22 protein-coding genes are annotated in these 26,970 nt (G+C 63.1%); 4 read left to right on the plus strand and 18 right to left on the minus strand.

Going from position 1 to position 26,970, the window contains the following annotated elements:
• Positions 1 to 30: 30 nt before the first annotated feature.
• From nirD to ACU5AY_RS13250, 10 genes are all read right to left on the minus strand, one after another.
• Positions 31 to 360 (minus strand): nitrite reductase small subunit NirD, encoded by a 330-nt coding sequence (gene nirD, locus ACU5AY_RS13205; RefSeq protein WP_446826564.1) that lies wholly within the window; start codon positions 358 to 360, stop codon positions 31 to 33.
• 11 nt (positions 361 to 371) lie between these two features.
• On the minus strand, positions 372 to 2,819 hold the full coding sequence (gene nirB / locus ACU5AY_RS13210) for a nitrite reductase large subunit NirB (protein WP_446826565.1): 2,448 nt from the start codon (positions 2,817 to 2,819) through the stop codon (positions 372 to 374).
• 4 nt (positions 2,820 to 2,823) lie between these two features.
• Positions 2,824 to 4,584, minus strand: a complete 1,761-nt coding sequence (locus ACU5AY_RS13215; protein WP_446826566.1) for an ABC transporter ATP-binding protein — start codon at positions 4,582 to 4,584, stop codon at positions 2,824 to 2,826.
• Between the two features lie 11 nt (positions 4,585 to 4,595).
• Entirely contained in the window at positions 4,596 to 5,681 is a 1,086-nt protein-coding gene (locus ACU5AY_RS13220) for an ABC transporter permease (RefSeq protein WP_446825158.1), read from the minus strand.
• A 78-nt stretch (positions 5,682 to 5,759) separates the two neighbouring features.
• Positions 5,760 to 7,166 carry a CmpA/NrtA family ABC transporter substrate-binding protein gene (locus tag ACU5AY_RS13225; RefSeq protein ID WP_446826567.1) on the minus strand — a complete coding sequence of 469 codons (1,407 nt, stop codon included), beginning with the start codon at positions 7,164 to 7,166 and terminating at the stop codon, positions 5,760 to 5,762.
• Between the two features lie 348 nt (positions 7,167 to 7,514).
• Positions 7,515 to 8,747 carry a CmpA/NrtA family ABC transporter substrate-binding protein gene (locus ACU5AY_RS13230; protein WP_446826568.1) on the minus strand — a complete coding sequence of 411 codons (1,233 nt, stop codon included), beginning with the start codon at positions 8,745 to 8,747 and terminating at the stop codon, positions 7,515 to 7,517.
• Positions 8,748 to 8,749: 2 nt separating this feature from the next.
• On the minus strand, positions 8,750 to 9,340 hold the full coding sequence (locus tag ACU5AY_RS13235) for an ANTAR domain-containing response regulator (protein WP_446825161.1): 591 nt from the start codon (positions 9,338 to 9,340) through the stop codon (positions 8,750 to 8,752).
• Positions 9,341 to 9,410: 70 nt separating this feature from the next.
• The gene (locus ACU5AY_RS13240; RefSeq protein ID WP_446826569.1) at positions 9,411 to 10,145 is read right to left on the minus strand and encodes a helix-turn-helix transcriptional regulator; all 735 of its coding nucleotides are present in this window, start codon (positions 10,143 to 10,145) and stop codon (positions 9,411 to 9,413) included.
• Positions 10,146 to 10,458: 313 nt separating this feature from the next.
• Positions 10,459 to 11,832 (minus strand): putative bifunctional diguanylate cyclase/phosphodiesterase, encoded by a 1,374-nt coding sequence (locus tag ACU5AY_RS13245; RefSeq protein ID WP_446825163.1) that lies wholly within the window; start codon positions 11,830 to 11,832, stop codon positions 10,459 to 10,461.
• 148 nt (positions 11,833 to 11,980) lie between these two features.
• Positions 11,981 to 13,660: a response regulator gene (locus ACU5AY_RS13250; RefSeq protein WP_446826570.1), complete on the minus strand. Its 1,680-nt coding sequence runs from the start codon at positions 13,658 to 13,660 to the stop codon at positions 11,981 to 11,983.
• Positions 13,661 to 14,029: 369 nt separating this feature from the next.
• Here ACU5AY_RS13250 and mutL point away from each other — a divergent pair, with 369 nt between their 5' ends.
• Together mutL and ACU5AY_RS13260 are read left to right on the plus strand one after the other, a co-directional pair.
• A complete protein-coding gene (gene mutL, locus ACU5AY_RS13255) occupies positions 14,030 to 15,844 on the plus strand; it encodes a DNA mismatch repair endonuclease MutL (RefSeq protein ID WP_446826571.1) in 1,815 nt (604 codons plus the stop codon).
• Positions 15,845 to 15,900: 56 nt separating this feature from the next.
• Positions 15,901 to 16,134: a DUF2093 domain-containing protein gene (locus ACU5AY_RS13260; protein WP_446825166.1), complete on the plus strand. Its 234-nt coding sequence runs from the start codon at positions 15,901 to 15,903 to the stop codon at positions 16,132 to 16,134.
• Between the two features lie 29 nt (positions 16,135 to 16,163).
• On the opposite strand, the gene ACU5AY_RS13265 is transcribed toward ACU5AY_RS13260, so the two are convergent.
• Complete coding sequence (locus ACU5AY_RS13265; RefSeq protein ID WP_446826572.1) at positions 16,164 to 17,585, minus strand: MFS transporter; 1,422 nt, start codon at positions 17,583 to 17,585, stop codon at positions 16,164 to 16,166.
• 59 nt (positions 17,586 to 17,644) lie between these two features.
• Here ACU5AY_RS13265 and ACU5AY_RS13270 point away from each other — a divergent pair, with 59 nt between their 5' ends.
• Entirely contained in the window at positions 17,645 to 18,289 is a 645-nt protein-coding gene (locus ACU5AY_RS13270; RefSeq protein WP_446826573.1) for a helix-turn-helix transcriptional regulator, read from the plus strand.
• Here ACU5AY_RS13270 and lpxK read toward each other — a convergent pair.
• The 6 genes from lpxK to ACU5AY_RS13300 form a co-directional block, all read right to left on the minus strand.
• A complete protein-coding gene (gene lpxK, locus ACU5AY_RS13275) occupies positions 18,270 to 19,379 on the minus strand; it encodes a tetraacyldisaccharide 4'-kinase (protein WP_446826574.1) in 1,110 nt (369 codons plus the stop codon). The two genes, ACU5AY_RS13270 and lpxK, sit on opposite strands and share 20 nt — an antisense overlap.
• Before the next feature lie 92 nt (positions 19,380 to 19,471).
• Positions 19,472 to 20,185: an HAD family hydrolase gene (locus ACU5AY_RS13280; RefSeq protein ID WP_446826575.1), complete on the minus strand. Its 714-nt coding sequence runs from the start codon at positions 20,183 to 20,185 to the stop codon at positions 19,472 to 19,474.
• Positions 20,186 to 20,211: 26 nt separating this feature from the next.
• Positions 20,212 to 21,522 (minus strand): lipid IV(A) 3-deoxy-D-manno-octulosonic acid transferase, encoded by a 1,311-nt coding sequence (waaA, locus tag ACU5AY_RS13285; RefSeq protein WP_446826576.1) that lies wholly within the window; start codon positions 21,520 to 21,522, stop codon positions 20,212 to 20,214.
• Between the two features lie 224 nt (positions 21,523 to 21,746).
• Complete coding sequence (locus tag ACU5AY_RS13290) at positions 21,747 to 21,986, minus strand: DUF4170 domain-containing protein (RefSeq protein WP_446825172.1); 240 nt, start codon at positions 21,984 to 21,986, stop codon at positions 21,747 to 21,749.
• A 64-nt stretch (positions 21,987 to 22,050) separates the two neighbouring features.
• Positions 22,051 to 22,851 carry a 3'(2'),5'-bisphosphate nucleotidase CysQ gene (locus tag ACU5AY_RS13295; RefSeq protein WP_446826577.1) on the minus strand — a complete coding sequence of 267 codons (801 nt, stop codon included), beginning with the start codon at positions 22,849 to 22,851 and terminating at the stop codon, positions 22,051 to 22,053.
• A gap of 8 nt (positions 22,852 to 22,859) precedes the next feature.
• Entirely contained in the window at positions 22,860 to 24,206 is a 1,347-nt protein-coding gene (locus tag ACU5AY_RS13300) for a TldD/PmbA family protein (RefSeq protein ID WP_446825174.1), read from the minus strand.
• A gap of 125 nt (positions 24,207 to 24,331) precedes the next feature.
• On the opposite strand from ACU5AY_RS13300, the gene ACU5AY_RS13305 reads away from it, so the two are divergent.
• Positions 24,332 to 26,110 (plus strand): monovalent cation:proton antiporter-2 (CPA2) family protein, encoded by a 1,779-nt coding sequence (locus ACU5AY_RS13305; protein ID WP_446826578.1) that lies wholly within the window; start codon positions 24,332 to 24,334, stop codon positions 26,108 to 26,110.
• Between the two features lie 60 nt (positions 26,111 to 26,170).
• Here ACU5AY_RS13305 and ACU5AY_RS13310 read toward each other — a convergent pair whose 3' ends face one another.
• Positions 26,171 to 26,959 (minus strand): helix-turn-helix transcriptional regulator, encoded by a 789-nt coding sequence (locus ACU5AY_RS13310; RefSeq protein ID WP_446826579.1) that lies wholly within the window; start codon positions 26,957 to 26,959, stop codon positions 26,171 to 26,173.
• Positions 26,960 to 26,970 lie beyond the last annotated feature (11 nt).

Here is a 26,970-nt window from a genome sequence, read left to right on the forward strand (position 1 = left end):
TTGGCAGGTTGGGGAACTTCTTCCCGACGGCTATTCCGCCGCCATCATCAAGCTTTCGAGGGCAATGGAGAGAGCGCCCTCGTCGTTTTTCACCGGTACGGTCTTGACCGCGCCCTCGTCCGCACCGAGCGCCTTGCCGGTTTCGAGCGAGATTACCCAGTTGTGCAGCGGGCATGTCACGTCATGGCCGTGAACGATGCCCTGGGAGAGCGGGCCGCCCTTGTGCGGGCAGTGATCCTCGATCGCGAAAACGTGGTCGTCCATGGTGCGGAAGACCGCGATCTTGCCGTGAGGGGTTTTCACGCAGCGCGCACCGCGGCGCGGAATGTCCTCGAGTCTGCCGATTGAAATCCAGTTCATGACGTTTCCCCTTATTCGGCGGCTGCGGAATAGCCGACGCTCGCCATCGGCTTGAACTCATGCTTGTCCTTGCCGGACACGCGTTCCGACCAGGGGTCGACCTGCGCGAATTTCTGGCTGAAGACGAAGCGGTCGAAATAGGCCTTGCGCTTTTCGGCATCGTCCATGATCTGGCGGCGGACCTCATCGTAGCCGATGCGTTTGGCCCACTTGTAGATGCGCTCGAGATAGTGGCCCTGTTCGCGGTACATCTGCGTCAGGGCAACGATGTATTCGAGCGCCTCCTCCTCGGTTTTCACGAGGCCCAGGACTTCCGTGCCCTTGATGTCGAGGCCGGCAGCACCGGCGAAGTGGATTTCGTAGCCGCTGTCGACGCAGATGACGCCGACGTCCTTGCAGGTCGCTTCCGCGCAATTGCGCGGACAGCCGGAAACGGCGAGCTTCACCTTGGCCGGGGTCCAGGAACCCCACATGAATTTCTCCAGCCGGATGCCGAGCCCGGTCGAATCCTGCGTGCCGAAGCGGCACCAGTCGGAGCCTACGCAGGTCTTCACCGTCCGCAGGCCCTTGGCATAGGCCTGGCCGGAGACGAAGCCGGCCTTGCCGAGATCGGCCCAGACGGCGGGCAGGTCTTCCTTGTGGATGCCCAGCATGTCGATGCGCTGGCCGCCAGTGACCTTGACCGTCGGGATGTTGAACTTGTCGACGACATCGGCGATGGCGCGGAGTTCAGCCGACGAGGTCACTCCGCCCCACATCCGCGGAACGACGGAATAGGTGCCGTCCTTCTGGATGTTGGCGTGGACGCGCTCGTTGATGAAACGCGACTGGTAGTCGTCGGCATATTCATCCGGCCAGTCGCAGACGAGGTAGTAGTTGAGCGCTGGCCGGCACTTGGCGCAGCCGCAGGAGGTCTTCCATTCGAGCTCCTGCATGACGGCCGGGATCGTCTTCAGCTTCTTGGCGACGATCAGCCGGCGCACGTCGTCGTGGCTGAAGTCGGTGCAGCCGCACATCGGCTTGACGGCCTGCGGATTGTAGCTGTCGCCGAGCGTGACGGCCATCAGTTGTTCGACGAGATGGGTGCACGAGCCGCAGGAGGCCGACGCCTTGGTGTGGGCGCGGACTTCGTCGAGCGTCGTCAGTCCCTTGGCCGTGATCGTGCCGGTGATCTTGGATTTGCATACGCCGTTGCAGCCGCAGATTTCCGCATCATCCGGCAAGGCTGCAACGGCCGCCGTAGGGTCCAGCGGGGCACCGCCCTGGTAAGCCTGGCCGAAGATCAGCGTGTCGCGCATTTCAGTAATGTCGACCTGGCGTTTCATCAGGTCGAAGAACCAGGAGCCGTCGGCGGTTTCGCCGTAGAGAACGGCGCCGATGATCCGGTTGTCCTTGAGGATCAGCCGCTTGTAGACGCCGGCATTGGCATCGCGCAGCACGATCTCCTGGCGGTCGTCGCCATCAGCGAAATCACCGGCCGAGAAGAGGTTGATGCCGGTGACCTTCAGCTTGGTGTTGACGACCGAACCCTGGTATTCGCCGCTGCCGCCGGTCAGGCGATCGGCGAGCACGCGCGCGCTTTCGTAAAGCGGCGCGACGAGACCGTAGCAGACGCCGCGATGTTCGGCGCATTCGCCGAGAGCGTAGACGTCCGGATCGGAGGTCATCATGCCGTCGTCGACGACGATGCCGCGGTTGACGGCGATGCCGGCGTCCTTGGCAAGGGCGGAGGCCGGGCGGATGCCGACCGCCATGACGACCATATCGGCGTCGATGACGCGCCCGTCTTCCAGCTCGATGCCGGTGACCTTGTCCTCGCCGATGATGCGCTTCGTGTTAGCCTTGGTGATGATCTCGATGCCGCGTTCGGTCAACGCCTTTTCGAGAAGATAGGCCGCGGCCGGATCGAGCTGGCGTTCCATGATCGTCGGCATCAGGTGGATGACGGTCACTTCCATGCCCTGGCGCTTGAGACCATAGGCCGCTTCCAGGCCGAGCAGGCCGCCGCCGATGACGACCGCCCTGCCCTTGCGCGCCGCGATGTCGAGCATCTTCGACACGTCGTCAAGGTCGCGATAGGCGAGAACGCCGGGCAGATCGTGGCCCGGTACCGGGATGATGAAGGGCGAGGAGCCGGTGGCGATCACCAGCTTGTCGTAGGAAGCGGTGACACCGTTTTCGGCGGTCACCGTCTTGGCCTCGCGATCGATCTTCGCGACCTTTGCGCCCTTGTGCAGCGTCACACCGTGCGCGGCATACCATTCATCCGTGTGGATGATGATGTCCTCATAGGCCTTTTCGCCGGAAAGAACCGGCGAGAGCATGATGCGGTCGTAATTGACGCGCGGCTCGGCGTTGAAGATAGTGACGTCGTAGAGACCGGGCGCCTTTTCGAACAATTCGTCCAGCATGCGGCCTGGCGCCATGCCGTTACCAATGATGACAAGCTTCTTTGTCATGAGTTTACTCCGCAGCTTCCATGGCCGCCGCCTTCTGACGGGCGATGCGGGCGGCGCGTTTTTCCTGAATTGATTGCAGTTGCTCGGCGCTGGGATCGGCGCCGCCTTCATAGGCTTCCAAAAAATCGAGGAGTTCCTCGCGATAGGCGTAGTAGTCGGGATGGGCGAGCAGCGCCTTGCGGGTGCGCGGACGCGGCAGGTCGACTTCCATGATGTTGCCGATCCTGGCATTCGGACCGTTCGACATCATCACCACGCGGTCGGCGAGCAGGATCGCCTCGTCGACGTCATGGGTGACGCAGATGGCCGTGACCTTGGTGCGTTTCCACACGTCCATCAGCACTTCCTGCAACTCCCAGCGCGTCAGGCTATCGAGCATCCCGAAGGGCTCGTCGAGCAGGAGGAGCTTGGGCGACAGCGCAAAGGCGCGGGCAATGCCGACGCGCTGCTTCATGCCGTTCGACAGATCGGCGGCATGACGATGCATGGCGTCGCCGAGGCCGACGCGGTGGAGATAGTATTCGACGATGTCCTTGCGCTCGGCAGGCGTGGCGTCCGGATAGACCTTGTCGACGCCGAGGGCGACGTTCTCGCGCGCCGTCAGCCACGGCATCAGCGACGGCGCCTGAAAGACCACCGCGCGGTCCGGTCCGGCGCCGCTGATTTCCTTGCCGTCCAGCACGATGCCGCCCGAGGAAATCTTGTTGAGCCCCGCGACCATCGACAGGACGGTGGACTTGCCGCAGCCGGAATGGCCGATGATCGAGATGAACTCGCCCTTGTCCATCTTCAGCTCGAAGCCGTCGACAACGGTCAGCGGCCCCTTCGGCGTCGGATAGACCTTCTTGACGTCGTAGAATTCGACGAAGCGCTTCTCGGTGACGGTCTGGGCCGCCTTCTCGTAGGCGGCAGGCAGCTTTTCGGCCGCGGGCTTCTGGGTGATCGGAACGACATTCGGCAGGACGATGTCGTTTTCCGTCTCGCTGCCGCGTTTCGTGCCCAGATCCATGAGATATTCGGTGACCTCGGCACGGATGCGGATGAAATCCTCGTCGTGGTTCATCTCGGCGCGGGCGCGTGGCCGGGCCAGGTTGACCGCAAAGCTCTTGCCCAGGGTGGCCTTCGGGCCGGGCGTCAGGGCAATGATGCGGTCGGCAAGCAGGATGGCCTCGTCGACATCGTTGGTGATGAGGACGATGGTCTTCTTCTCGCGCTCGCAGATCTCGGCGAATTCGTCCTGGAGCTTGGCGCGGGTCAGCGCGTCGAGCGCCGACAGCGGCTCGTCGAGCAGCAGGATTTCCGGCTGCATGGCAAGCGCCCGGGCGACAGAGACACGCTGCCGCATACCGCCGGAGAGTTCGGCCGGTCTGCGGTCGACGGCGTGACCGAGGCCGACCATCTCGATGTACTTTTCCGCCAGGGCCCGGCGCTCGGACTTGCCAAGGCTCTTGTGGACGCTGTCGACTGCCAGCGAAACGTTGCCCCAGACGGTCAGCCACGGCATCAGCGCGTAGGACTGGAAAACCACGCCGCGTTCCGGATCGGGACCGGTCACTTCGCGACCCTTGAAGAGCACCGCGCCGCTGTCCGGCCGCGACAGGCCGGCCAGAAGCGAGATCAGCGTCGACTTGCCGGATCCGGAGAAGCCGACGATGGCGATGAATTCCCCTTCGGCCACCTTGAGGTTGACGTCGTCCAGCACATCGTTGCGGGTCTTGCCCGAGCCGAAGCTTTTCGACGCGCCGGAGATTTCGAGAATGGTCATTATACCCTCCCCTACCGGTTCGACGAGAAGGTGAAGGCCTGCTGGAGCGCATACATGATGCGGTCGAGCACGAAACCGATGATGCCGATGGTGAAGACGGCGAGCATGATGCGGGCGAGCGAATCCGAGGAGCCGTTCTGGAACTCGTCCCAGACGAACTTGCCGAGGCCCGGGTTCTGCGCCAGCATTTCAGCGGCGATCAGCACCATCCAGCCCACACCGAGGGAGAGCCTCAGACCGGTGAAGATCAGCGGCAGCGCGGACGGCAGCACCAGCTTGCGCACCGTCGTCCAGGTGGAGAGCTGCAGCACCTTGCCGACATTGACGAGGTCCTTGTCGATGGAAGCCACACCGAGCGCTGTATTGATCAGCGTCGGCCAGAGCGAACAGAGCGTCACGGTAACGGCGGAGATGACCAGAGACTTCGGCATGAAATCATACGGATTCTCGTAGGTCGCGGCGACGATCATCGTGACGATCGGGAGCCAGGCGAGCGGCGAGACCGGCTTGAAGATCTGGATCAGCGGATTGATCGCGCCGTTGAAGGTGCGCGACAGGCCCGATGCAATGCCGAGCGGTACGGCGATCAGGGTGGCGATGAGGAAGCCGAGGCCGACGGTCAGAAGCGAGGTTGTAATCTGCGAGATATAGGTCGGCTGGCCGGTGTAGGTGCGATACTTGATCCGGTCGAGCTTGCCTTCTTCCTTGTACTTGGCATTGCGCTCGTCCTGGCGGGCGTAGAATTCATCGGCCTTCAGCCCTTCCGCCTTGTAGTCGGCCCACATCACGCCGGCCTGCTCCCAGACGGCGAGCGGACCCGGAATGGCGCCGAGCGAGGTCTTGACCTGCGGCGCCAGCACGGACCAGGCGCCCAGGAACAGGACGATACCGACAAGCGGAATGATGAGGACGCGCTTCAGCTCCTGCAACTGCTCGGCAATGTTGTCGCCGGCGGCGATCTTCAGGAGCGGCGTGACGAAGGCCAGTCCCAGCGCGTCCAGCCAGCGGCCCAGCCTGTTGATGCGCTGAAAAGCCCTTTCGCGGCGTTCGGCGCGGCGGCTATCGCTTTCGTCGAATGCAATGGTGGCATCGGCCATGGTTCAAAACCTCGATCTTGCATGCAGTTGGTGAGATTGGGTCCGGCCGCAGCATCCGCTCCGGCCGGACAGCGGTTGTCAGCCGTTGACGATGTCGGTGCCGTCGACGATCTGGTGGTCCTTCAGGCCGATCTTCATGGCATCGATGTAGGCGTTCGGCTGCTTGCCATCGTAGGCAATACCGTCGATGAAATCGGAGGCCGGGACCGGTGGGCGGTAGCCGTCGGAACCGAAGGGGAAGTCTTCCTTCTTCGCCTTGCCCTCATCGATCAGGAGCTGGGCTGCCTGCATGTAGATGTCCGGCTTGTAGACGGACTTGGCGGTATCGGCGTACCAGCTGTCGTCCTTGTATTCCGGAATCTGGCCCCAGCGGCGCATCTGGGTCAGATACCAGATGGCGTCGGAGTAGAAGGGATAGGTGGCGTTGTCGCGGAAGAAGACGTTGAAATCCGGAACGTCGCGCTTGTCGCCCTTCTCGTATTCGAAGGTGCCCGTCATGGAGTTGGCGATGACCTTGGCGTCGGCGCCGACATATTGCGGCTGCGACAGGATCTGCACGGCTTCTTCACGGTTGGCGTTGTTGTTTTCGTCGAGCCACATGGCGGCGCGGATCAGCGCCTTGGTGAGCGCCAGTACGGTGTTCGGGTTCTTCTCGACGAATTCGGCAGTCATGCCGAAGACCTTCTCCGGATTGTTCTTCCAGATCTCGTAGTCGGTGATGACCGGAACGCCGATGCCCTTGAAGACAGCCGCCTGGTTCCACGGTTCGCCGACACAGTAGCCGAGGATGGTGCCGGCCTCCAGCGTCGCCGGCATCTGCGGCGGCGGGGTGACGGACAACAGCGCGTCGGCCTTGATCTGGCCGGAAATGTCGGTGGTCGAATAGAAGCCCGGATTGATGCCGCCGGAGGCCAGCCAGTAGCGCAGCTCGTAATTGTGGGTGGAAACCGGGAAGACCATGCCCATGTTGAACGGCTTGCCTTCCGTCTTGTACTTGTCGACGACCGGTTTCAGCGCATCCGCCTTGATCGGGTGCACCGGCTTGCCGTCGTCACCGACCGGAACGTGCTCCTTCATCATCTCCCAGATGGCATTGGAAACGGTGATCGCGTTGCCGTTCAGGTCCATCGAGAAGGGCGTGACGATATGGGCCTTGGTACCGAAGCCGATGGTGGCGGCGAGCGGCTGGCCGGCCAGCATGTGGGCGCCGTCCAGTTCGCCGGTAATGACGCGGTCGAGCAGAACCTTCCAGTTGGCCTGGGCTTCGAGCGTCACGAACAGGCCTTCGTCCTCGAAGAAGCCCTTTTCATAGGCGATCGCCAGCGGCGCCATGTCGGTCAGCTTGATGAAGCCGAGCTTCAGTTCGTCCTTCTCCACGTCCAGGCTCTCGGCCCTGGCGCGCGCCGACGGCATGACGCCCGGCAGCAGGCTGGCCGCCGCAACGACCGAGCCGAATTTCAGGACGGTTCTTTTCGTAACTTTCATTTCCCTGCCTCCGATGTGCCGATGGTGGGAGTTCCAACGGCCGAGTAAGATTGAAGAGAACAAACGAAAAAGGCTGCCGAACCAGTCTCAACAACTCCCGTGGAGTGTGGAAACGGTTTGGCAGCCTTGCCTTCGAGCGCCCGACGCTGGACGCAGATGTTATCTGTTTTTTGTGGCCCCCTCTGGACCTGAACTTATACAAGCAGGAATCATGCCAGTTGGCAATATGAAATTTTTATACTTTAAAAACAATCAGATAGCTTAAATGGCGCAAATATGAGCAATTCTCAGCCTCCACACCGAAGGCGTAATTATAGGCAATGCACAATATTTGGACGTGACCCTGATTTAATTTTCAACACGCCGCTGGCTGGCAATGTAGGCATCCAGCATGTCCGGATCGAAGGTTCGCCCGTCGAAAAAGCCGTCCGGGCCCAGCACCAGCCCGGCATTCGATGCGCCGACCGGCGTGGCGGCGGAGAGCGCGCCCTCGACCTTGAGATTGGCGCCGGGCAGCGGCGCAAAGAGAGGGCGCAACGCCTGACGGTAGATGTCGGGCCGGTAGCTGTCCCTGGCGATCAGCACATTGTTGGCGGAATGATTGCAATGCCCCCAACGCACCATCTGGCTGTAGAACCACAAAGCGTGGCTCTGCCATGGAAATGCCGCCGCCTTCTGGTGCAGCACGAAGAAGTCGTCGATCTCGATCAGGGTCTTCGGGCCGACCACAAGGCTGTCGGTCAATGCCGGCAGCAAAAGCCGCTCCTCGATGCCGAGCCATCGCGGGTCCGACAGGATCGAGGCCAGTTCGACCGCGTTTTCCGGTTTCGCGCACCACTCGCCGGCCCGGTAGAGGGCCCGCAGAAACGCTTCCAAAACGGGCCGGTTGTCGTCGGCCCATTTCCTGGCGACGCCGAGAACCTTTTCCGGGCTGTTGCGCCAGATGCGCGCCTTGACGGTGGCGATCCGGCCAATGCCCTGATCGACGGCAATCGTGTTCCAGGGTTCGCCGACGCAATAACCGTCGACACGGCCGGAACGCAGGGCGTCGGCCATCAGCGGCGGCGGCACGACAGCGATCTCGACGTCCCGGTCCGGATCGATGCCACAGGCCGCGAGCCAATAGCGCAGTTCGTAATTGTGTCCCGAGAACGGGTGGACGACGGCGAAGCGGGGACCATCGCCGCCCGCCGCCCGCCGCTTGGCGATGACAGATTTCAGCGCCGCGCCGGCGGTGGCCGGGTCGAGGTCACCTGAGCAGCCCTCCTCCTCCATCGCCTTGAACAAGGCATTCGACACCGTCACCGCATTGCCGCCGAGCCCCAGCGCCATGGGCGCGATCAGGGGAACCGACAAGGGCGAAAGTCCGAGGTTGGAGCTGATCGGCATTGGCGCCAGCATGTGCGCCGCCTGGAAATGTCCGACCGCGATCCGGTCGCGGATATTGGCCCAGGAGCTTTCCCGGACGAGATTGGCGACGACGTTCTCGTCGCTGACGAAACCTTTTTCCACCGCGGCGATGAGGACGGCGCTGTCGAGCAAAGGCATGAAACCGACGGTGATTTCCGGAAAATCCCTCATGCCTAACCCTCCAGCAGTCCGGCCGCGACGATCAGGCTCTGCGCGATATCGGAAATCTTGCGGTTCTGGTTCATCGCCGTCTTTCTCAAGAGCTTGTAGGCCTCGTCTTCCGACATTCCGCGCGACTTCATCAAAATGGACTTGGCGCGGTCGACGATCTTGCGGCTCTCAAGCTCCGTGCGCGCCTCTTCAAGCTCCCGCGCCATGCGCGAAAACGCATTGAAGCGGCTGATCGCCATGTCGAGGATGGGCTTGACCCGTTCCTGGCGCAGGCCATCGACCACATAGGCCGAGACGCCGGCATCCACCGCCGCCTCGATCATGCCGTCGTCGGACCGGTCGACGAACATGGCGATCGGGCGCCTGACGGAGCGCGACAACTGGAACATGCTTTCGAGCATGTCGCGATTCGGGTTTTCCAGATCGATGACGATCACGTCCGGCTGCACGCGTTCGATTTCGCGCGCGACACCGATGACCTCGTGCAGGACGGTGACATTGTCATGCCCGGCAGCCCTCAGGCCTGCCTCGATGATCGACGCACGCAAGGTATTCTCATCGATGACGAGGATGGCCAAGGCTTTGCTCTGCATGCCGGGACCATCCAACAGTTCGCACTTTTTCGCAACGCAAAAAAGGTCATTGCGGCCTGCATCGTGACGGTTAGCGGATAATCCCCGTGCGCATCGCCTTGACCACCGCCTGCGTGCGGTTGACCGTGTCGAGCTTCTTCGTCGCACGGTTGAGGTAGTGGTTGATGGTATGCTCGGACAGGCCGAGGATTTCGGCGATCTCGGCACTCGTCTTGCCCGCCGCGGTCCAGGTCAGGCAATCGATCTCGCGGTCCGTCAAGGTTTTCGAGACACGCTCGTCGGTCGTCCGGATCGCCGCCATGTGGTCGTAGATCAGCGTGGACAGATAGGCGAGATCGCGCATTTCGCCATCGGTGAAGGGCGTGCGGTCGCCCGAAAAGGATATCGCGCCGCGGGTGCCGGAAAATTCGTGAACAGGGAAATAGGCACCACGGGCCAGCCCGTGGCGAATGAACAGGTTGCGGGCGATCAGTTCCTTGCCGTCTGCGCGGTCGGTGTTGATCTCGTTGACATCGTAACGAAACGGCACCGTGGAGGTGCGCAGCCTCCGGATTACCGGGCTGTCCTTCAGCATCCCCTCGGCATCATAGGACGCCAGGAGCTCGGCCGGCCAGTTGGTGATCACCGAATTTGCCGAGAGGTTCGACGACACCGCCTCCGGCATATTGAGCACGAGGAAGCCTCGGGCACCGAAGCCTTCCGTGATCCGGCGCATCAGACGAAAGATATCGAACTGGGTCTTCAATGCCGGGATTTCCGCGGCAAATTTCTCGATCCCCGTTTCAGGATGAGCAGTGTCTGACATTAATCCCTCTCAAACAGTCCGCTGCGGCGATGAGCGGAATGATTTGCCACCGATAGCCCAATCCCCAGTTGCATGGCAGACGCAATTCCAGACACAACTGAAAAAACTTTGCAACATGCGGGTTCCGGACAGGCAAGCACCGACCGTGGAACGACCTGGTTGCCTTAGCTGGTCAAGACCTTCCTGCCTGCGCAGCAAACAATCATTATATAATATTTGACTAAAATATAAGAACTATGCCGTTCGATGCCGCCTGTCCCCACCGACGACACAACCGATTCGACATCACAGCATAACGAGATATGTGACCGTGTCAGGTCCTTATTCTGAGTGACGGATAAACGGACTGGCTCATGCCCGCATCATGAAGGTATCGCAAGGTATCGGCGGCCGTCATCGGCCTTCCGTAGAAGTATCCCTGCCCCATGCCGCAGCCAAGGGACTTAAGGATTTCCGCTTCGGCGGCGTTCTCGATTCCCTCCGCCACCACGTTCAGCTCGAGGCCGGCGCACATGGTGACGATCGCCCGGACGATATGCTCGGAGGCCTTGTCGGTCGCGATGCAGGACACGAAAGCCCGGTCGATCTTGACCTTGTCGAAGGAAAACTCCCGAAGCCGCCCGAGGCTCGACTGCCCGGCACCGAAATCGTCCAGCGAAATGCCGACGCCCGCAGCGCGCAGGCTGGTGATGATCTTGTGTGCCGTTTCGGCCGACGTCATCATCGCCGTCTCGGTGATTTCCAGCTCCAGGCGATGCGGATCGAAGCCGATTCGCCCAAGGATGGAGAGGATCGTTCGAGTCGTGCTGGTATCGGTCAGCTGCGCGGAGGACAGGTTGAAGGACAGGAAGAGGTCGCGCGGCCAGCCAAGCGCGGCTTCCGCCGCCTTGCGCAGCAGGGATTCCGAAAGGGCATCGATAAAGCCCCGCTCCTCGGCGAGCGGAATGAAGACGGCCGGGGACACGAAACCGAGCTCCGGATCGTTCCAGCGGGCCAGCGCCTCGAAGCCGACCACCGTCTCGCTCGCCAGATCGACGATCGGCTGGAAATAGGTATCGACGGAATCCGCGATGATGGCGTTGCGAAGCGCCTGCTCGAGCTGGGTGGCGCGGCGCATCTCCTCGGCGATCTCTTCGGAATAGACCGTGACCTGTCCGCGGCCACGGCGCTTGGACCGATAGAGCGCCGTCTCGGCATTCTTGAGGAGTTCGGCATAGCCCTCGCCGGCAAACGGATGGACCGAGAAGCCGAAGGAGGCCGACAGACGGACATTGCGTCCACCAAGATCGTAGGGCGCCGAAAGCACGTCGCGGATCATGCGTCCGACCTTCTGCGCGCCGGACTGCTCGAAGACGAGCGGCAGGACGAAAGCAAAACTGTCGCCGTCGTGCCTGGTGACGGTTGCGCCGTCGGGCGCGCAGGCCTTCAGGCGATGGGCGACCTGACACAGGATCTCGTCGCCGGCGGCGGCGCCGAAGAGGTCATTGATCGGCTTGAAGCCGTCGAGATTGGTAATACCGATGGTAAAGGGTGCGGGATCGGCGGCGCGCTCGGCAGCAAGCTGGCACACCTTGTCGTAAAATCGATTGCGGTTGCCAAGACCGGTGAGCGCATCCGTGTAGACGGTCTGCTGCAGCTTCTGCTCCCCCGCGGCATTCGTATCCGACAGCACGGCTTTTCCAATCATTTTTGTATCTGACGCGGTCGGATGTGCATCCTGCCGATCCATCTGTCCAAAAATGATATGGATATATTAACAAACCCATAGTGAGGGCCGCGCCCGCCCTACAGGTTATAATCCCCCATTTTATATAGGTCTGCGGCAGATAAGCCGCTCAGCCGGTTGCCGAGAACCCGTCGCGCCGGCCGTATTGTGCCAGCAGACCGGCGATGACCGCCGGACTCAACGGCTTGCAGATGCTGCCGTCCATGCCCGCCTCCATGCAACGCCTCTCATCACTCTCGGACACATGCGCCAGGACTCCGATGATCGGCGTGCGAACCTCCTCGCCCTCCTCCAGGACGCGGATCTGCCGGCAAGCCTCGAACCCGTCGATGTCGGGCAACGAAATGTCCATCAGGACCAGTGACGGCCGGTGCTCGTTCCACAGGCTTACCGCCTCCACGCCGTCACCGGCGAGGACATAGGCACAGCCGATCCCCTCCAAAAGGTGCCGGAAGACGATGCGATTGACCTCGTTGTCCTCGACAACCAGCACCTCAGCCCCGCCCGTGCCGGCATCTGTCGAGATTTCCCAGTCCCCGTCGTCGAGATCTTCCCCCGCCGCATTGCCCTCGTTGCAGAAGTGGCGGGCGACGAGGCTCGGCAGGTTCGCGTCGAACTGCAGCAGATCACAGCCGATCGCCGGAATACCGAAGTTTTCCGCCATCTCCAGATATTCGATGCCCAGATCACTGTTGACGACAACAATATCGATCTGGACGCCGCTGTTGGCCGCCATGTCGAGAAAGAGCTCGAGTTCGCCGAGCGTGTCGACGCAGCAGGCCTCCGCCTCCATCGCCCCGAGTTGCTCGATGGCGATCGCCTGCATGCTGCCGCACCCGACAAGCAGGATCTTCCTGCCTTTCAGGCGGCTGCCATCGCCACCGTCCATAATCGGCCATATCGCCGGGTCCGCGCGGGTCATGCCGGAATTGTCGATCCTGGGCCAGTCGACGTCCAGCTTGAACGCCCCTTTTCTCGCGACACCGTCCGGCGTCAGGAAATCGGACAGATCCTCGAGCACCGTCACCAGCAGGTAGCGTCCGGGCTTGCCGACCCTGATCTTGCGGGCAAGAACCGGCAGCTCGTGCCCTTCGGCACTCAAAAGTCGCTGGTGCTGGTTATGGGCGGTGCCGCTGTCCATGACATAGCGGTCGGCCGCATCGATGATCTCTGCGTGATGCAGCGGCAGGAAATCGGACACATGCCTGCCAATGAGCTCTTCCGGCGACCGGCCCTGCAGCCGGCAAAAGGCCCGGTTGGCGGCCACGTAGATGAGGTCCTTGTCCTTGACGCAAAGGGGGAAGGGAAAGCTGTCGAGAATTTCCTCGGTAAGCTGCACGCGCTCGAGATCGGCGCGCCACTGTTCCTCGCGATTGTGATCTTCGGAGACATCGACGATGACCGCAACGCCATAGCCGTTGGCGAGACGCCGCTTGGTCCAGCGGATCCAGCGGCCGTTGCCCAGCCCCTCCTCCGTTTCGTACCGCTCGCGCCAATGCAGCGCCAGGCGTTCGGCCACCCATTCCGCGCGGCTGAGCGCAGGGTCGCCGTTTGCCATGCGCCAGTCCGCAGTCGGACGGCTGTCGTAGATTGCGCCAAGGAAATCGCGCAGCCTTACGCCGCCCTTCATGATCTCGTCTGAGAGGGGAAAGAAGTTGGTGATCTGTGGCCCGACAAAGGCAATATGGTCGTTCTTGTCGCACAGGATGACGGCCATCGCGGTTCCATCGAAAACCGCCTTCATCACATCAGCACTCAAGCTCTGGACCTCTGGTCCGTCACTCGTCATGACGCATATCCTGTCTCGAATCCGGTCGGCATCCGGACCACTCCTGACGCATTGCAATCAATTTCGCGGCACGAAAATCTGCCCGCAGAAAGGGAAAAAAGTTGGGGGAACATGCTGGTGCAAGAGTTGAAAAGGCATGGTTCGGTCCATCTTTGGAGACGACCAGCCTGTCTCCATGGATCTTTCCGGCGAAGCCGGCTGCCTTCGGTCATTTCAACCCAAGCGAATTCTTCCCATGATAGTCTTAAAGCTGCCTTAATTGTCGATTGGCAGTTCCGGCACCATTTTCAGCGACTTCTCGTCCAGCAAAGACGAGCGGCGAATTGCGGGCCGCTTTGCGCCCAACAGCGAATCCGGATAAATGCGCGGATGGCAATCAAACAGCTGACAGAAACCCTGATCAACCAGATCGCCGCCGGCGAGGTCATCGAGCGTCCGGCGAGCGCTGCGAAGGAACTGATCGAGAATGCGATCGACGCCGGGGCGACCCGCATCGAGATCGCGACGGCCGGCGGCGGCAAGGGTTTGCTGCGGGTCACCGACAATGGCGGCGGCATGAGCCCGGCAGATCTTGAACTGGCGATCCGCCGGCACTGCACCTCGAAGATCGATGACACGCTCGATGACATCCGCACGCTCGGCTTTCGCGGCGAGGCGTTGCCGTCGATCGGCTCGGTCGCCCGGCTGTCGATCACCAGCCGCAGCCAGGGTGCCGCCGAAGGCGCGGCGATCACGGTTGCCGCCGGCAAGGTGTCGCCGGTCCGCCCCGCGCCCGCCAATCCCGGCACCGTCGTCGAGGTGCGCGACCTCTTCTTCGCCACGCCGGCGCGGCTCAAATTCCTGAAGACGGAACGGGCGGAGGCAGGCGCGATCACCGAGATGGTGAAGCGCATGGCCATCGCCTTTCCGCAGATCCGCTTCGTGCTCTCCGGGTCAGACCGGTCCACGCTCGAACTCGCCTCGACCGGCGACGACCGGCTGGCCCGTATCGCGCAGATCCTCGGCACCGAATTCAAGGACAATGCCATTGAGCTCGACGCTGCCCGCGAGGACGTGACGCTGACCGGATTTGCCGGCGTGCCGACCTTCAATCGCGGCAACTCGGCGCATCAATACACCTTCGTCAACGGCCGGCCGGTGCAGGACAAGCTCATCCTGTCGGCGATCCGCGGCGCCTACGCCGAAACGATCCCGCACGGGCGCTATCCGGTCGCGGTTCTTTCGATCGGCATCGACCCGGCGCTGGTCGACGTCAACGTGCATCCGGCCAAGTCCGACGTGCGCTTCCGCGATCCCGGACTGATCCGCGGCCTGATCGTCGGCGCTGTACGGGAGGCGCTGAGCCGCGAGGGCGACCGCGCCTCGACGACCGGAGCGAGCGCGATGATGCGGTCCTTCCGCCCCGGCTTCCAGCCGCAGACACCGGCACAGCCTTGGAGCCCGCAGACCTCGCCGAGCCGGCCCTTCTCCGCGCCCGCCGCCTCGTTCGGCTTTGCAGAAAGCCGGCAATCAGCCTTCGACGCTTTCGCCCAGCCTTCGGCGCGGGCGGAAACACCGCTCGCGACCGCCGAGATGGCGCCGTCCGTCGAAGCGGCGGCCCAGCAGTTTCCGCTCGGCGCGGCGCGGGCGCAGGTGCACGAGAACTATATCGTCGCGCAGACCGCGGACGGCCTGGTGATCGTCGACCAGCATGCGGCGCACGAACGGCTGGTGTTCGAAGCCATGCGCAAGGCGTTGCAGGACCGCAGGCTTCCCTCGCAGGCCCTGCTCATTCCGGAAATCGTCGACCTGCCGGAAGAAGACTGCGACCGGCTGATCGCCCATGCCGGCGAGTTCGAACAGCTTGGCCTGGCGATCGAGCGTTTCGGCCCGGGCGCAATTGCGGTCCGGGAAACGCCAGCCATGCTCGGCGAGATGGATGCCGCCGGCCTTGTCCGCCAGCTTGCGGACGAGATCGCCGAGTGGGATACTGCCCATGGTCTGGCGGCGCGGCTCGACTATCTCGCGGCGACAATGGCCTGCCACGGTTCGGTCCGGTCCGGCCGGCGCCTCAGGGCGGAGGAGATGAACGCGCTCCTGCGCCAGATGGAAGCGACGCCCGGTTCGGGCCAGTGCAATCACGGGCGTCCGACCTATATCGAGCTGAAGCTGGCGGATATCGAACGCCTTTTTGGCCGCAGTTGAATTGAGATGGCCGCAGGTTTATGAGAACATCCAGACTGTTCAGGAGAAGATCATTGATGAACCGGTTTGAAGGCGGCGGTAATCGCGAAGCGAAGATCAAGTATCTTGGCGCCGATTTTCAGATTCTGATGCCCGGTTCGCATGTCGTGTGCGCGGTGACCGGAAAGATCATTCCTATCGACGAGCTGCGTTACTGGAGCGTTGCCCGGCAGGAAGCCTATGTCGACGCCGAAGCGTCCCTGGAAGCCGAAAAGCGCGCCGGCACCCTCCCCGTTCAAGCCAAGGGCTGATCCTTTACTCTTTCGAATTCACCGTCGCGTCAGGCCGTGACCACGTTTGCTTGCGACCGCACGAAGCGGAAGGCGAGCAGCCAGCCGACCAGGGCGAACGGCACGGCCGACAAGAAGACGAAGGTGCTGACGCGCGCCGCCTCGGCTGAATCCATTCCATCCGCAAGCCCGCCCAGATGCGCGATGATGCCGGAGAATGCCGCACCGATCGCGTATCCGAGACGCGTCATCGTAGGCAGCGCGCCGGCCATGCGTTCCGTATCGCCGGGTCCGGCGACGGCATTGGCGCGACGGCGCACGAAGCCATAGGCCATGCCGAAACCGCCTCCGTCGAGCGCAGCACAAGCAGCAATTCCGAACACCGAACCGTGCGGCACGAAGAAGACGTAGCCGGTCGTCGCGACCGTCACCATCGACAGCCCGATCAGGATGAACTTGCCGTCCTCTGATTCCGGCCGACCGGAGACGGCGATGGCGGAGAATGTCCAGGCAATCGAAGTGCAGGCAATCGCGTAGCCGGCCTCCACCGCCGAGATGTCATGGATCAGCTTCATCGCCAGCGGCGCGTAGATCGCCAGCGGAATGGTGGCGAAGGCGAAGAAGAACAGGAGGCCAAGACAGGCACCCGCCTGTGTGGACAGCCGTGTCACACCATCCGGCAGCAGCCTGCGCTCGCCAGACGCCGCATCGAGTTTCAGGAAAAGGGCGACCGCACCGATACCGACGAGAAGGCTGACGATCATCAGCGGAGCGGAAATGCCCGTTCCGGCAAATGAGACCGAAATGATGCCGAGCCCCAACAGCGCAAGACGCCGATAGGGAATGTAGGCTTCTTCGGGCTTGAGCTTCGGCGGTGGCGCCACACGGGCGACGAGCGGAATGGCGGCGGCGAGAAGCAGCGCCTTGGCGCCGAACAGAAGGAAGCCGCCGCGCCAGCTCAGATATTCGGCAAACAGGCCGCCGATCAACGGACCGAGAAAGGACGAGATGCCCCAGATCGCCGACATGACTGCAATCGCCCTGACCGACAGGCGCGGCGGGAAGAACAGGACCACCGCGATGTAGGCCAGCGACAGCAGGCCGCCGCCGCCGAGGCCCTGCAGAAAGCGGCCGAGGAGGACCACCCACATGGCCGGCGCAATTGCCGCGATGCCGCAGCCGGTCGCGAACACCAGCGCGGCGATCGCCATCGACTTGCGGATGCCGTAGCGCAGCGACAGGAGCGCGGCGGAGGCACCGGCGATGATCGAGCCCAGCTGGTAAAGCGAGAACAGCCAGGAGATCAGCCCCGCGCCGCCGATTTCGCCGACGATCGAAGGCGACATGGTGGCCACCAGTAGCTCGTCGGCGGCATGCAGCCAGACGCCAAAGCAGATGAGGACGAGTGGCGCCGTGTAGCGCGGGGTCAGGATTTCGCTCCAGGCGACGCCTTCGTTTTCGCTCTTGCCCATGGCCGATTGATCCGTTATTTTTAAAAGCAATTACTTTCAATAATCCTTCGCTTTGGAAAATGTCAACGGCCAGTGAAACGAATACCGAGGTTCGCATTCTCGACCTGTTGAAGACAGCGGGACCGCAGACTTCCGACGAGACCGGCAACGCGCTCGGCATGACCGCGCCCGGCGCGCAGCAGCATTTCGCCAGGCTGAAGGCCCGCGGTCTGGTGATCGACGAGCCGCGGCGGCAGGGCCGTGGGCGACCGCGCAAATACTGGCAGCTGACGGAGGACGGACATGGCCGGTTTCCTGACAGGCATGCGGAACTGACCGTCGACCTCATTGCTTCCGTGCGAGCGCTGTTCGGGAAGGACGGGCTCGACAGGCTGATCTCCCATCGCGAGGCCGAAAGCCTCAGCCACTACCGGGACGCGCTCAGGCAACAGGAGACGCTGGGAGAGAAGATCGCGACACTTGCGGCGCTGCGCACGGCGGAAGGCTACATGGCGGACTGGCAGCCGGTTTCTGCGGACGAATACCTGTTCTTCGAGAATCACTGCCCGATCTGCGCGGCCGCGAAGTCCTGCCAGGGCTTCTGCCGGTCTGAACTGGAAATCTTCCGCACAGCCCTCGGCGAAGGCGTCATCGTCGAACGCGAGGAGCACATCGTCACCGGCGCGCGGCGCTGCACCTACCGGATCAGCGCTTCGGCGTCTTAGAGGCCTTCTTGGCCTGCTCGGCCTTTTCCGCCTTCTTCATCTCGGCGCGGCGCTCGGCCTCCGTTTCCGCCAGCCGCCGCTTGCGGAAATTGACGATGGTCTGGTCGATGATCTTGCCCGGCGCCCGCTGGTCGTCGAACAGCAACTCGATATCGACGACATGGCTTTTTTCGGCCAGTTCGTGCGCGCGGCCATGGTGGCCGGCCAGGCGAACGTGATCCTTCGAGGTGGTTGCGAGCAGGTAGCCGTTCGCCTCCGCATGATCGAGAAGATCGGCGATCTCGTCGTCCTGCAGATGCTGGTGGTCACCGAATTCGCGACGCACGCAGATTTCCGCGCCGAGCGCTTCCAGGGTGCGGAAGAACTTGGCCGGATCGGCGATGCCGGCGTAGGCGAGCACCTTCTTCCCCGACAGTTCGGGGTTCGGCAGCGGGCGCGAATGGGCGAGATAGGCAGGTCGACCGGCGCGGGCGGCGCGGCGGATCACGTCGTCAGCGCCATGGCCGTTGCCGACGACCAGCAAGGCGCTGGCCATGCGCAACTGCTGACCGAGCGGCGCGCGCACGGGGCCTCCAGGTAGCATGTGGCCATTGCCGATGCCGCGCATGGTGTCGACGACGACAAGCGCAAAGTCGATCGCCAGGCGGGCGCTCTGGAAGCCGTCATCCATGATGATCAAGTCGACGCCCATGTCGGCCAGAATGCGGGCGCCGTCGATGCGGTTGCGGGAAATGACTGTCGGCGCCTCGCGCGTCAGCAGCAGGGGCTCGTCGCCGACGTGAGCGGCCAGATGATGGGCGGGATCGACGAGGGTCGGCACGTCGATCGAGCCGCCATAGCCGCGGCTCAAGAAACCCGGTTTCAGCCCCATCGCCTTCGCCTGACGGCAGAGCGCGATCGCGGTCGGCGTCTTGCCAGCCCCGCCGACGGTGAAATTTCCGACGCAGAGGACCGGAACGGGCACCGACTTGCGTTTCGTCCGGCGCATGCGCGCGCCAGCGACGACGCCGTAGAGATAGGAAAAGGGATAGAGGCCCCAGGCACGCCAGTCCGCTTTTTGCCACCAGAAGGGCGGCGCTTCCGAAATCATGGACGCTCCCGTGTCTCTGCCTCAGCCGTCATCAAGGACCTAGCTAGCATCGAAGCGGCCCTTCCGGAAGGCCGCATCCTGCAAACGACCCTTCAGGCCGGCTGTTTTGCCGGCAGCAGATCGAGAATGTCGACGATGCTCGCAAGGCAGAAATCGGCGGCGGCAGACAGGCTGTCGCGCGATCCGGTGCCGGTCAGCACGCCGATCTTCATGCCGGCGCCGGCATTGATGCCCATCAGCATGTCGTGATTGTTGTCGCCGACCATCGCCACATTGGCGGGCGCAATGCCCATCGCCTCGCAGAATCCGAGCAGCATGCCCGGCGCCGGCTTGCAGCCGAAACCGCTGTCGTAGCCGGCGATATAGTCGACATGACGGGCAAAACCGAAACGCTCCGTCAGATTGCGGATGGAACGTTCGTTGTCGCTGGAGGCGATGCCGAGCTTCAGGCCGCGGCCATGCAGTTCAGTAAAGAATGCGGCGAGATCCGTGACGGGGACCGAGAAGGCGGTGGCGTCGGCAAACAGTGCGTCCAGCTTGCTGATGAGTTCCTCTGCCGGTACCGGCGAGCCGGCGGCGATAAGGCCTTCCGTAATCTCATGGGTGTTGCCAGCGGCGAGCAGGCTGTCCGGCACGATCGCCCCGGTCACCGGATCCATGCCGCAGGCGAGCAGCAGGCGATCGGCAAGCGCGGCATCATCGCGCGAGGCGATGCGGGCAAGCTCGCGATTGACCGGCAGCCAGCTCTGGTCGTAGTCGAGCAGCGTGCCGTCCTTGTCGAACAGAATTCCGGCAATATCCTTCATCACCCCTCCCCGGGCATGCGAGACGATCAGCTGGCGCGCGGCATCAGCCGGGCCTGAACGGCGAGCGGCGTGATATAGGGCGTCAGCCCCTTGATCGTCGCCGGCAAGGCGCCGCGCATGCGCTGCACCGTCTCGTGTCCGGCCTCGATCATCTTCTGGCGCGCCGGCTCATTGTTCAAGAGATAGTTGACCGCCTTCGTCAGCATCTCGGTGTCACGGACGAGGCGGGCTCCGCCGGACTTGACCAGTCTCTGGTAGGCGTCGCGGAAATTCTGCACATGGGCGCCGGAGAGAACCGCACTGCCGAGCATGGCCGGCTCAAGCGGGTTCTGGCCGCCTTCCGCATAGAGCGATCGACCGACGAAAGTGACCTGCGTGAGACGCAGATAGAGACCCATCTCGCCGATCGTGTCGCCGAGAAAAATGTCGGTCTGCGGCGTGATCACATCGTTACGGCTGCGGCGGGCGACCGTCAGGCCCTTGCCAACCAGCATGGCTTCGACGGCATCGGCGCGGTCCGGATGGCGGGGCACGATGATCGACAGCTGGTTGTTTCTCGCACGAATGGCCAGATGCACGTCGGCGGCGGCGGCTTCCTCGCCTTCGAAGGTGGAGATCGCCGCCCAGGTCTTCCGGTCGCCGATCTGGGCACTGTAGGTCTCGAACAGCTGCTGGTTGACCGGCGGCGCATCGGTATCGACCTTGAGATTGCCGGAGACGATGACGTTCTGGACTCCCAAATCATGATAGCGCTCGGCGTCGATGTCCGATTGCGCGATCGCCAGCGAGATGCCCTCGAACAAGAGTTCGGCGATCGCCGGGCGCCGTCTCCAGCGATCGAACGAGCGGTCGGATATGCGGGCATTGATGAGGATTTGCGGGATCTGACGGCGCTTGAGCTCCGTGCAGATCACCGGCCAGATCTCGGATTCGGCGACGAGTGCCGCGTCAGGATGCCAGTAGTCGAGGAAGCGGCGCACGGCCGGCTTCATGTCGAGAGGCACGTATTGATGGATGACCTCATCCTTCAGCCGGCTCGCGATCAGGGCCGCGGATGTCGTCGTTCCCGACGTCAGCACCACGTGAATGTCGCGGCGGCGCAGTTCCCGGATCAGCGGGATGATCGCCAGGGTTTCGCCGACGCTGGCGGCGTGACACCAGACCAGCGGCCCCTGCGGCCGGGGCGCGCTGGCAAAACCGAAGCGCTCGTTGCGGCGGGCAGCGTCTTCCTTGCCCTTGCGGGCGCGGTAGGAAAGATAGGGACCCATCACCGGATAGGCGGCCGAACCCGCCCATTGGTAGGCCGACAAGAAAAGCCGAGCAAGAAGCGCCGTCATGGGCCAAGGCTCCGGACTGTCGTCGGAATGAATGCAAATGCCCTTTTCAACGCATGCTACCTTAGAAACGGGTTCTTGGAATTGGTCAGATGACTTTAATTATGATTACGGTCAAATGAAGTCGCTCAAAAATTGCTGAGCGGTACGGTCCGGCAAATCCCGTTCCAATGCAACACGCAATCGACATCAAACCCCTGAAAAAATCGGCGAATAGCCGGATTTTCTCACTTGGGCGACGCCGGGTCGAGAAGACGGTGCATGTGTACGATGAAATAGCGCATATGGGCGTTGTCGACGGTCGCCTGAGCCTTGGCCTTCCAGGCGGTCAACGCGGTGGCGTAATCCGGGAAGATTCCGACGATGTCCAGGTCGTCGAGATTGCGGAACTGAACCTCCTGGAGGTTGTCGAGCTCGCCACCGAAGACGAGATGCAGGAGCTGCTTTTTGTTTTCCGTTTCTGCCATATCCGGCCCTTTCCGTGGTTAAACGCCTCCCGTGGCATCCCTGTGAGGGATTTCGCCCGAAAGGTCAACTGCGACGAATGCTCGACAAGAGCTTGGGCAACAGCCAATCGGAGGCGGCGTAGAGCTCACCGTGGCTGACGCTGGCCCCGTTGTAGCGGACCGGCTCGCCTTCCAGCGTCACCAGTTGTCCACCGGCCCTTTGCAAAATGAGGTCGGCCGCTGCGAGGTCCCAGTCGTGCGAACTCCTCATGACCAACGTACCGTCTATCCGCCCGGCGGCGATCATCGCCAGCCGGTAGGCAAGCGACGGCACGTGATCGACGCGCTCGACGTCGGCTGCGAAATCATCGGCTAGGCGGGCGAGCATTTCCGAGCCCGTGGCGAAGCGTACCGGCCCGCCCGGACGGCTGGCATCCACCGTGATCGGCGAGCCGTTCAATGTTGCCGGCCCGGAAGGTCCGGCGACGAAGGTTTCGCCGAAGGCCGGGGCATAGAGGACGCCGGCGACGGGCCGGCCGTGATGGACGACCGCAACGCTGACGCACCAGGTGCGCCGGCCGGCAAGGAACGCCCGGGTGCCGTCGATCGGGTCGACGACGAACAGCGTGCTGGCGGCAAGCCGCGCCGGATCGTCCTCCGATTCCTCCGACAGCCAGCCATAGCTCGGACGTGCGGGACGAAGCCGCGCCTCCAGCACCTCGTTGGCGGCGTAATCGGCGGCGCTGACGGGCGAAACGCCGCCATTCTTCCACCAGACCTCCGGGGACTGGCCCCAGAAGGACCGCGCGACGTCCCCCGCTTCGCGGGCGGCCTCGACGATGAGGTCGATATCCTGCTGCCAGTTTTCCGATGTCACCTGTTCCATCAACACCTTCAACGCCCGGCCAGCGTCATGCCTTCGATCGCGATCGTCGGCGCGGCGGTGCCGAACTTGCGGTCGATGTCGTTTGCAGGCGTCAGGCGCATGAACATGTCCTTGAGGTTGGAGGCGATGGTGACTTCCGACACCGGGAAGGTCAGTTCGCCGTTCTCGATCCAGAAGCCGGTGGCGCCGCGGCTGTACTCGCCGGAGATCATGTTGACGCCCTGCCCGATCAGTTCCGTCACGTAGAAACCGTTTCCGACCGAGCGGATCAGGTCCTCCGGGCTGATGTCGCCCGGTTCCAGCGCCAGGTTGGTCGAGGTCGGCGAGACGCTGGTGCCGCCGCGTGCGCCGCGGCCATTGGTTTCCAGTCCCAACTCGCGGGCGGCCGAGGACGACAGGAACCAGTGCTTGAGCACCCCGTCCTCGATCATCGTCATCTTCTCGCCCTTCACACCCTCGCCATCGAAGGGGCGCGAGGCCGGTCCGCGGACGATCATCGGATCGTCGGTGATGTTGAGGCCGGCCTTCAATACCTGCTGTCCCATGCGGTCGCGCAGGAAGCTCGTCTTGCGGGCAACCGACGCACCGTTGATCGCGCCGGCGATATGACCGACGAAACCGCGGGCAATACGGGGATCGAAGACGACCGTGAGGTTGGAACCGGTATCCACCTGGCGCGGATTGAGCCGGCGCACCGCCCGCTCGCCGGCGCGTCGGCCGATCTCGCCTGCGTCTTCGAGTTCGGCGAAGAACAGCCGGCTGTCGAAATCATAGTCGCGTTCCATCGCCGTGCCCTCGCCGGCGATCGCGCTGGCGGAGCGCGAGTAGCGCGAGCCCATGTAGCTGCCGGAAAAGCCGTCCGAGGTCACCAGCACGAGCCCGCCCATGCCGGCGGACGCCGATGCGCCCGGGGAATTGGTGACGCCCTCCACGGACAGAACCGCCGCTTCGGCGGCCAGCGCCGCTTCCGTCAGTGCCTCGGCGCTGACCTCCGTCGGATCGTAGAGATCGAGATCGGGAATGGAGGTGGCAAGACGGGCGGGATCGGCGAGGCCCGCATAGGGATCTTCCGGCGAAACCCGGGCCATGGCGACGGCGCGTTCGGCAAGCGCCTTGAGGTCGGCGCCGGGATTGGCCGAAACGCTAGCGACCTTGCGTCCGATGAAGACACGCAGCGAGAAGTCGTCGCTCTCGGCGGCGCTGGTGCCTTCCACCTTGCCGTTACGAACGCTGACAGAATGGCCATAGCTGCGGACGACGACGGCGTCGGCGGCATCCGCTCCGGCGCGGCGCGCCATGTCGACGAGTTCGGAGGCGCGGGCAAGGAGTGTTTCGGAATTGATTTCTGAGGACATTGTGGACCTTTCCTTTGCGCTCCATTTATTGTGCAGTACACAAAGCATCAAGTGTCGCCACGCCAATCCACCGCTGACTGGAGCCGGGTGCGACGATAATTATCGTTTCAACCACCGGAGCCGCAATGAGCGACGCACATGCCTTGCTGACAGACACCATCGTTTTGTTGGGTGGAGCAACGCTTGCCGCTCCGATTTTCAAGAAACTAGGGCTCGGCACCGTTCTCGGCTACCTCGCGGCCGGTGTTCTTCTCGGACCGGTGTTCGCGCGCATCAGCGACGGCGAGCAGATTCTCTCCGTCGCCGAACTCGGCGTCGTGCTCCTTCTCTTCATCGTCGGGCTGGAACTGAAGCCCTCCCGCCTGTGGCAGATGCGGCGCGACATTTTCGGTCTCGGCTCCGCGCAGGTGATCCTGAGCGGCCTCGTCATCACCGCAGTGCTGATCTGGGGCGGGTTTCCCGGATGGCAGGGCGCTGTGATCGCCGGGTTCGGCCTGGCGCTTTCGTCCACCGCCTTCGCCCTCCAGATCCTCGACGACGACGGCGACACCAATACCCGATACGGCCAGAGGTCTTTCTCCATCCTCCTCTTGCAGGACCTCGCCATCGTGCCGCTTCTGGCGCTGATCCCGGCATTCGGCAGCGGCGGAGGCGAAGAGCACACGCCGGCGCTCGTCAGCCTCGGCATCGCCGTTCTCGCCGTCGGGGGACTGATCACGGCCGGCCGCTACCTGCTGACGCCGCTGTTCCAGACGATCGCCAGCACCGGCGCGCGCGAGGCGATGATCGCGGCCGCCCTGTTCGTGGTGCTCGGTTCGGCGGCGCTCATGCAGTTTGCCGGCCTCTCCATGGCCATGGGCGCGTTCCTCGCCGGCCTGATGCTGGCCGAATCCTCCTACCGGCACGAGCTGGAAGCCGACATCGAGCCCTTCCGCGGTATCCTGCTGGCGATCTTCTTCATCGCCGTCGGCCTGTCGCTGAAACTGGAGGTCATTGCCGATCACTGGCTACTGATCCTCGTCTCGGTGCCGCTGCTGATGGCCGCCAAGGCCGCGACCCTCTATGTCACCTGTCGGATTGCCGGCTCGGCGCACGAGGACGCGGTGAAGATCGCCGCGCTGTTGCCGCAAGGCGGCGAATTCGGTTTCGTGCTGTTCACCACGGCGGCGGCCGCCGGGCTTTTTTCCGAGAACGTCGCCTCCACGATGATCGCCGTCGTCACCCTTTCCATGGCGCTGACGCCGCTGACCGTACGCCTTGCCGGACGCTTCATCGCGCCGCCGCAGGACGAGGTGATGGACGAGGATTTCGAGGGCGCGGGCGCCGACGTGCTGATGATCGGCTTTTCGCGTTTCGGCCAGATCGCCGCCCAGGTGCTGCTCGCCGGCGGCAGCGAGGTCACGGTTCTCGACACGTCCGCCGAGCGCATCCGCCAGGCCGCCCGGTTCGGCTTCCGCATCTATTTCGGCGACGGCCAGCGCAAGGACGTGCTGATTTCCGCCGGCATCGAGAAAGCCAAGATCGTCGCGGTCTGCACGCAGAAGAAGGAAACCACCGATCAAGTGATCGACCTGATCCAGTCGGAGTTTCCGGACGTACGCATTTTCGCGCGCTCCTACGACCGCGTGCACTCCCTGTCCCTGAAGGCGCGCGGCGTGGAATACGAGCTCCGCGAAACGCTCGAATCCGGCCTGAAGTTCGGCCGCAAGACGCTGGAAGGTCTCGGACTCGGCCAGGAACAGGCGATGGCGATCGGCGACGACATCCGCCGGCGCGATGCGGAACGCCTCGCCATTCAGGCGGCGGAGGGCATCTCAGCCGGAATGCACATGCTGCATTCGCAGCCGGTCCGGCCGGAACCGCTGACGAAGCCCAAGCGACAGGTCGAAGAGATCGAGGACTAGTTGGAAGCGCCTCGCTGATTCAGCCCAAGGGCAACAGCCAGGTGTGAGTTCGTCCCGGCGCTAGACGTCAAGCCCGTAAATGACAACACGAATGTCAGAACGGCCTTCGTAGAGGAGCACGTTCAGATCATAGCGCTGCCAGCCGACAACGGGGTGAAACAGTTCCTTGGAGCTATCCCCGATCCGCACGGCTTCCGGGTCTTTCCACCATTCTTGAGCGATGGGGAATTCTTGCATCACCTTGTCGAGAAGGCTGCGAAGGATCGGGTCCTTGCCGGCGGTGAGGTAGTCGTGCCGGGCTTTGAGAAATATCTGCCGGGCCGCTCGCTCCCACTCTCGGACGATAGTCCGATAGGCTTCGCTAAAGAACACGATCCCCAGCATGTTCGGATCTCGCTCGCGCAAGGCCGGGAAAAGCCGTTCGGCCTCGCTGTTGAATTCCAGCACGTCCCACCGCAGGTTCAAGATGTAGGCGGGATTTGGGAGAGCGGTGATCATCGCGACAAGAGAGGCGGGAACATCGGAGCGCCCATCCGCATGTGGTTTGATATCTCGCCCTGCAAGCGCGTAAAGATACTCCTGCTCGGCACGATCAAGCTTCAACCCCCGCACGAAGCGCCCGAGGAAATCGTCAGACACGTGAATGTCTCGTCCCTGTTCGAACCAGGTGTACCAGGTTAACCCGACCCCGGCCAGGGTCGCCACCTCCTCACGCCGCAGCCCTGCCGTCCGCCGGCGCCCACCTACCGACAGCCCGAGCTTCTCAGGCGAAGCCTGCTCCCGGCAATACCTTACAAATTGCGACAGTTCCCGCCTTTCGGGAACACGGGTCAGACGGGATGACGTCATGGTCTCCTCCT

The sequence above is a fragment of the Rhizobium sp. PAMB 3174 genome, assembly GCF_052908375.1.

Coding starts and splice junctions, on each gene's coding strand:
- ACU5AY_RS13215 (WP_446826566.1), bottom strand. CDS start 4,584: ATGACCATTCTCGAAATCTCCGGCGCGTCGAAAAGCTTCGGCTCGGGC.
- ACU5AY_RS13270 (WP_446826573.1), top strand. CDS start 17,645: ATGTCAACGGCCAGTGAAACGAATACCGAGGTTCGCATTCTCGACCTG.
- ACU5AY_RS13310 (WP_446826579.1), bottom strand. CDS start 26,959: ATGACGTCATCCCGTCTGACCCGTGTTCCCGAAAGGCGGGAACTGTCG.
- ACU5AY_RS13290 (WP_446825172.1), bottom strand. CDS start 21,986: ATGGCAGAAACGGAAAACAAAAAGCAGCTCCTGCATCTCGTCTTCGGT.
- ACU5AY_RS13295 (WP_446826577.1), bottom strand. CDS start 22,851: ATGGAACAGGTGACATCGGAAAACTGGCAGCAGGATATCGACCTCATC.
- ACU5AY_RS13250 (WP_446826570.1), bottom strand. CDS start 13,660: ATGACGAGTGACGGACCAGAGGTCCAGAGCTTGAGTGCTGATGTGATG.
- ACU5AY_RS13280 (WP_446826575.1), bottom strand. CDS start 20,185: ATGAAGGATATTGCCGGAATTCTGTTCGACAAGGACGGCACGCTGCTC.
- ACU5AY_RS13245 (WP_446825163.1), bottom strand. CDS start 11,832: ATGATTGGAAAAGCCGTGCTGTCGGATACGAATGCCGCGGGGGAGCAG.
- ACU5AY_RS13260 (WP_446825166.1), top strand. CDS start 15,901: ATGAACCGGTTTGAAGGCGGCGGTAATCGCGAAGCGAAGATCAAGTAT.
- ACU5AY_RS13240 (WP_446826569.1), bottom strand. CDS start 10,145: ATGTCAGACACTGCTCATCCTGAAACGGGGATCGAGAAATTTGCCGCG.
- waaA (WP_446826576.1), bottom strand. CDS start 21,522: ATGACGGCGCTTCTTGCTCGGCTTTTCTTGTCGGCCTACCAATGGGCG.
- ACU5AY_RS13305 (WP_446826578.1), top strand. CDS start 24,332: ATGAGCGACGCACATGCCTTGCTGACAGACACCATCGTTTTGTTGGGT.
- mutL (WP_446826571.1), top strand. CDS start 14,030: ATGGCAATCAAACAGCTGACAGAAACCCTGATCAACCAGATCGCCGCC.
- ACU5AY_RS13225 (WP_446826567.1), bottom strand. CDS start 7,166: ATGAAAGTTACGAAAAGAACCGTCCTGAAATTCGGCTCGGTCGTTGCG.
- nirD (WP_446826564.1), bottom strand. CDS start 360: ATGAACTGGATTTCAATCGGCAGACTCGAGGACATTCCGCGCCGCGGT.
- ACU5AY_RS13230 (WP_446826568.1), bottom strand. CDS start 8,747: ATGAGGGATTTTCCGGAAATCACCGTCGGTTTCATGCCTTTGCTCGAC.
- ACU5AY_RS13265 (WP_446826572.1), bottom strand. CDS start 17,585: ATGGGCAAGAGCGAAAACGAAGGCGTCGCCTGGAGCGAAATCCTGACC.
- ACU5AY_RS13220 (WP_446825158.1), bottom strand. CDS start 5,681: ATGGCCGATGCCACCATTGCATTCGACGAAAGCGATAGCCGCCGCGCC.
- lpxK (WP_446826574.1), bottom strand. CDS start 19,379: ATGATTTCGGAAGCGCCGCCCTTCTGGTGGCAAAAAGCGGACTGGCGT.
- ACU5AY_RS13235 (WP_446825161.1), bottom strand. CDS start 9,340: ATGCAGAGCAAAGCCTTGGCCATCCTCGTCATCGATGAGAATACCTTG.
- nirB (WP_446826565.1), bottom strand. CDS start 2,819: ATGACAAAGAAGCTTGTCATCATTGGTAACGGCATGGCGCCAGGCCGC.
- ACU5AY_RS13300 (WP_446825174.1), bottom strand. CDS start 24,206: ATGTCCTCAGAAATCAATTCCGAAACACTCCTTGCCCGCGCCTCCGAA.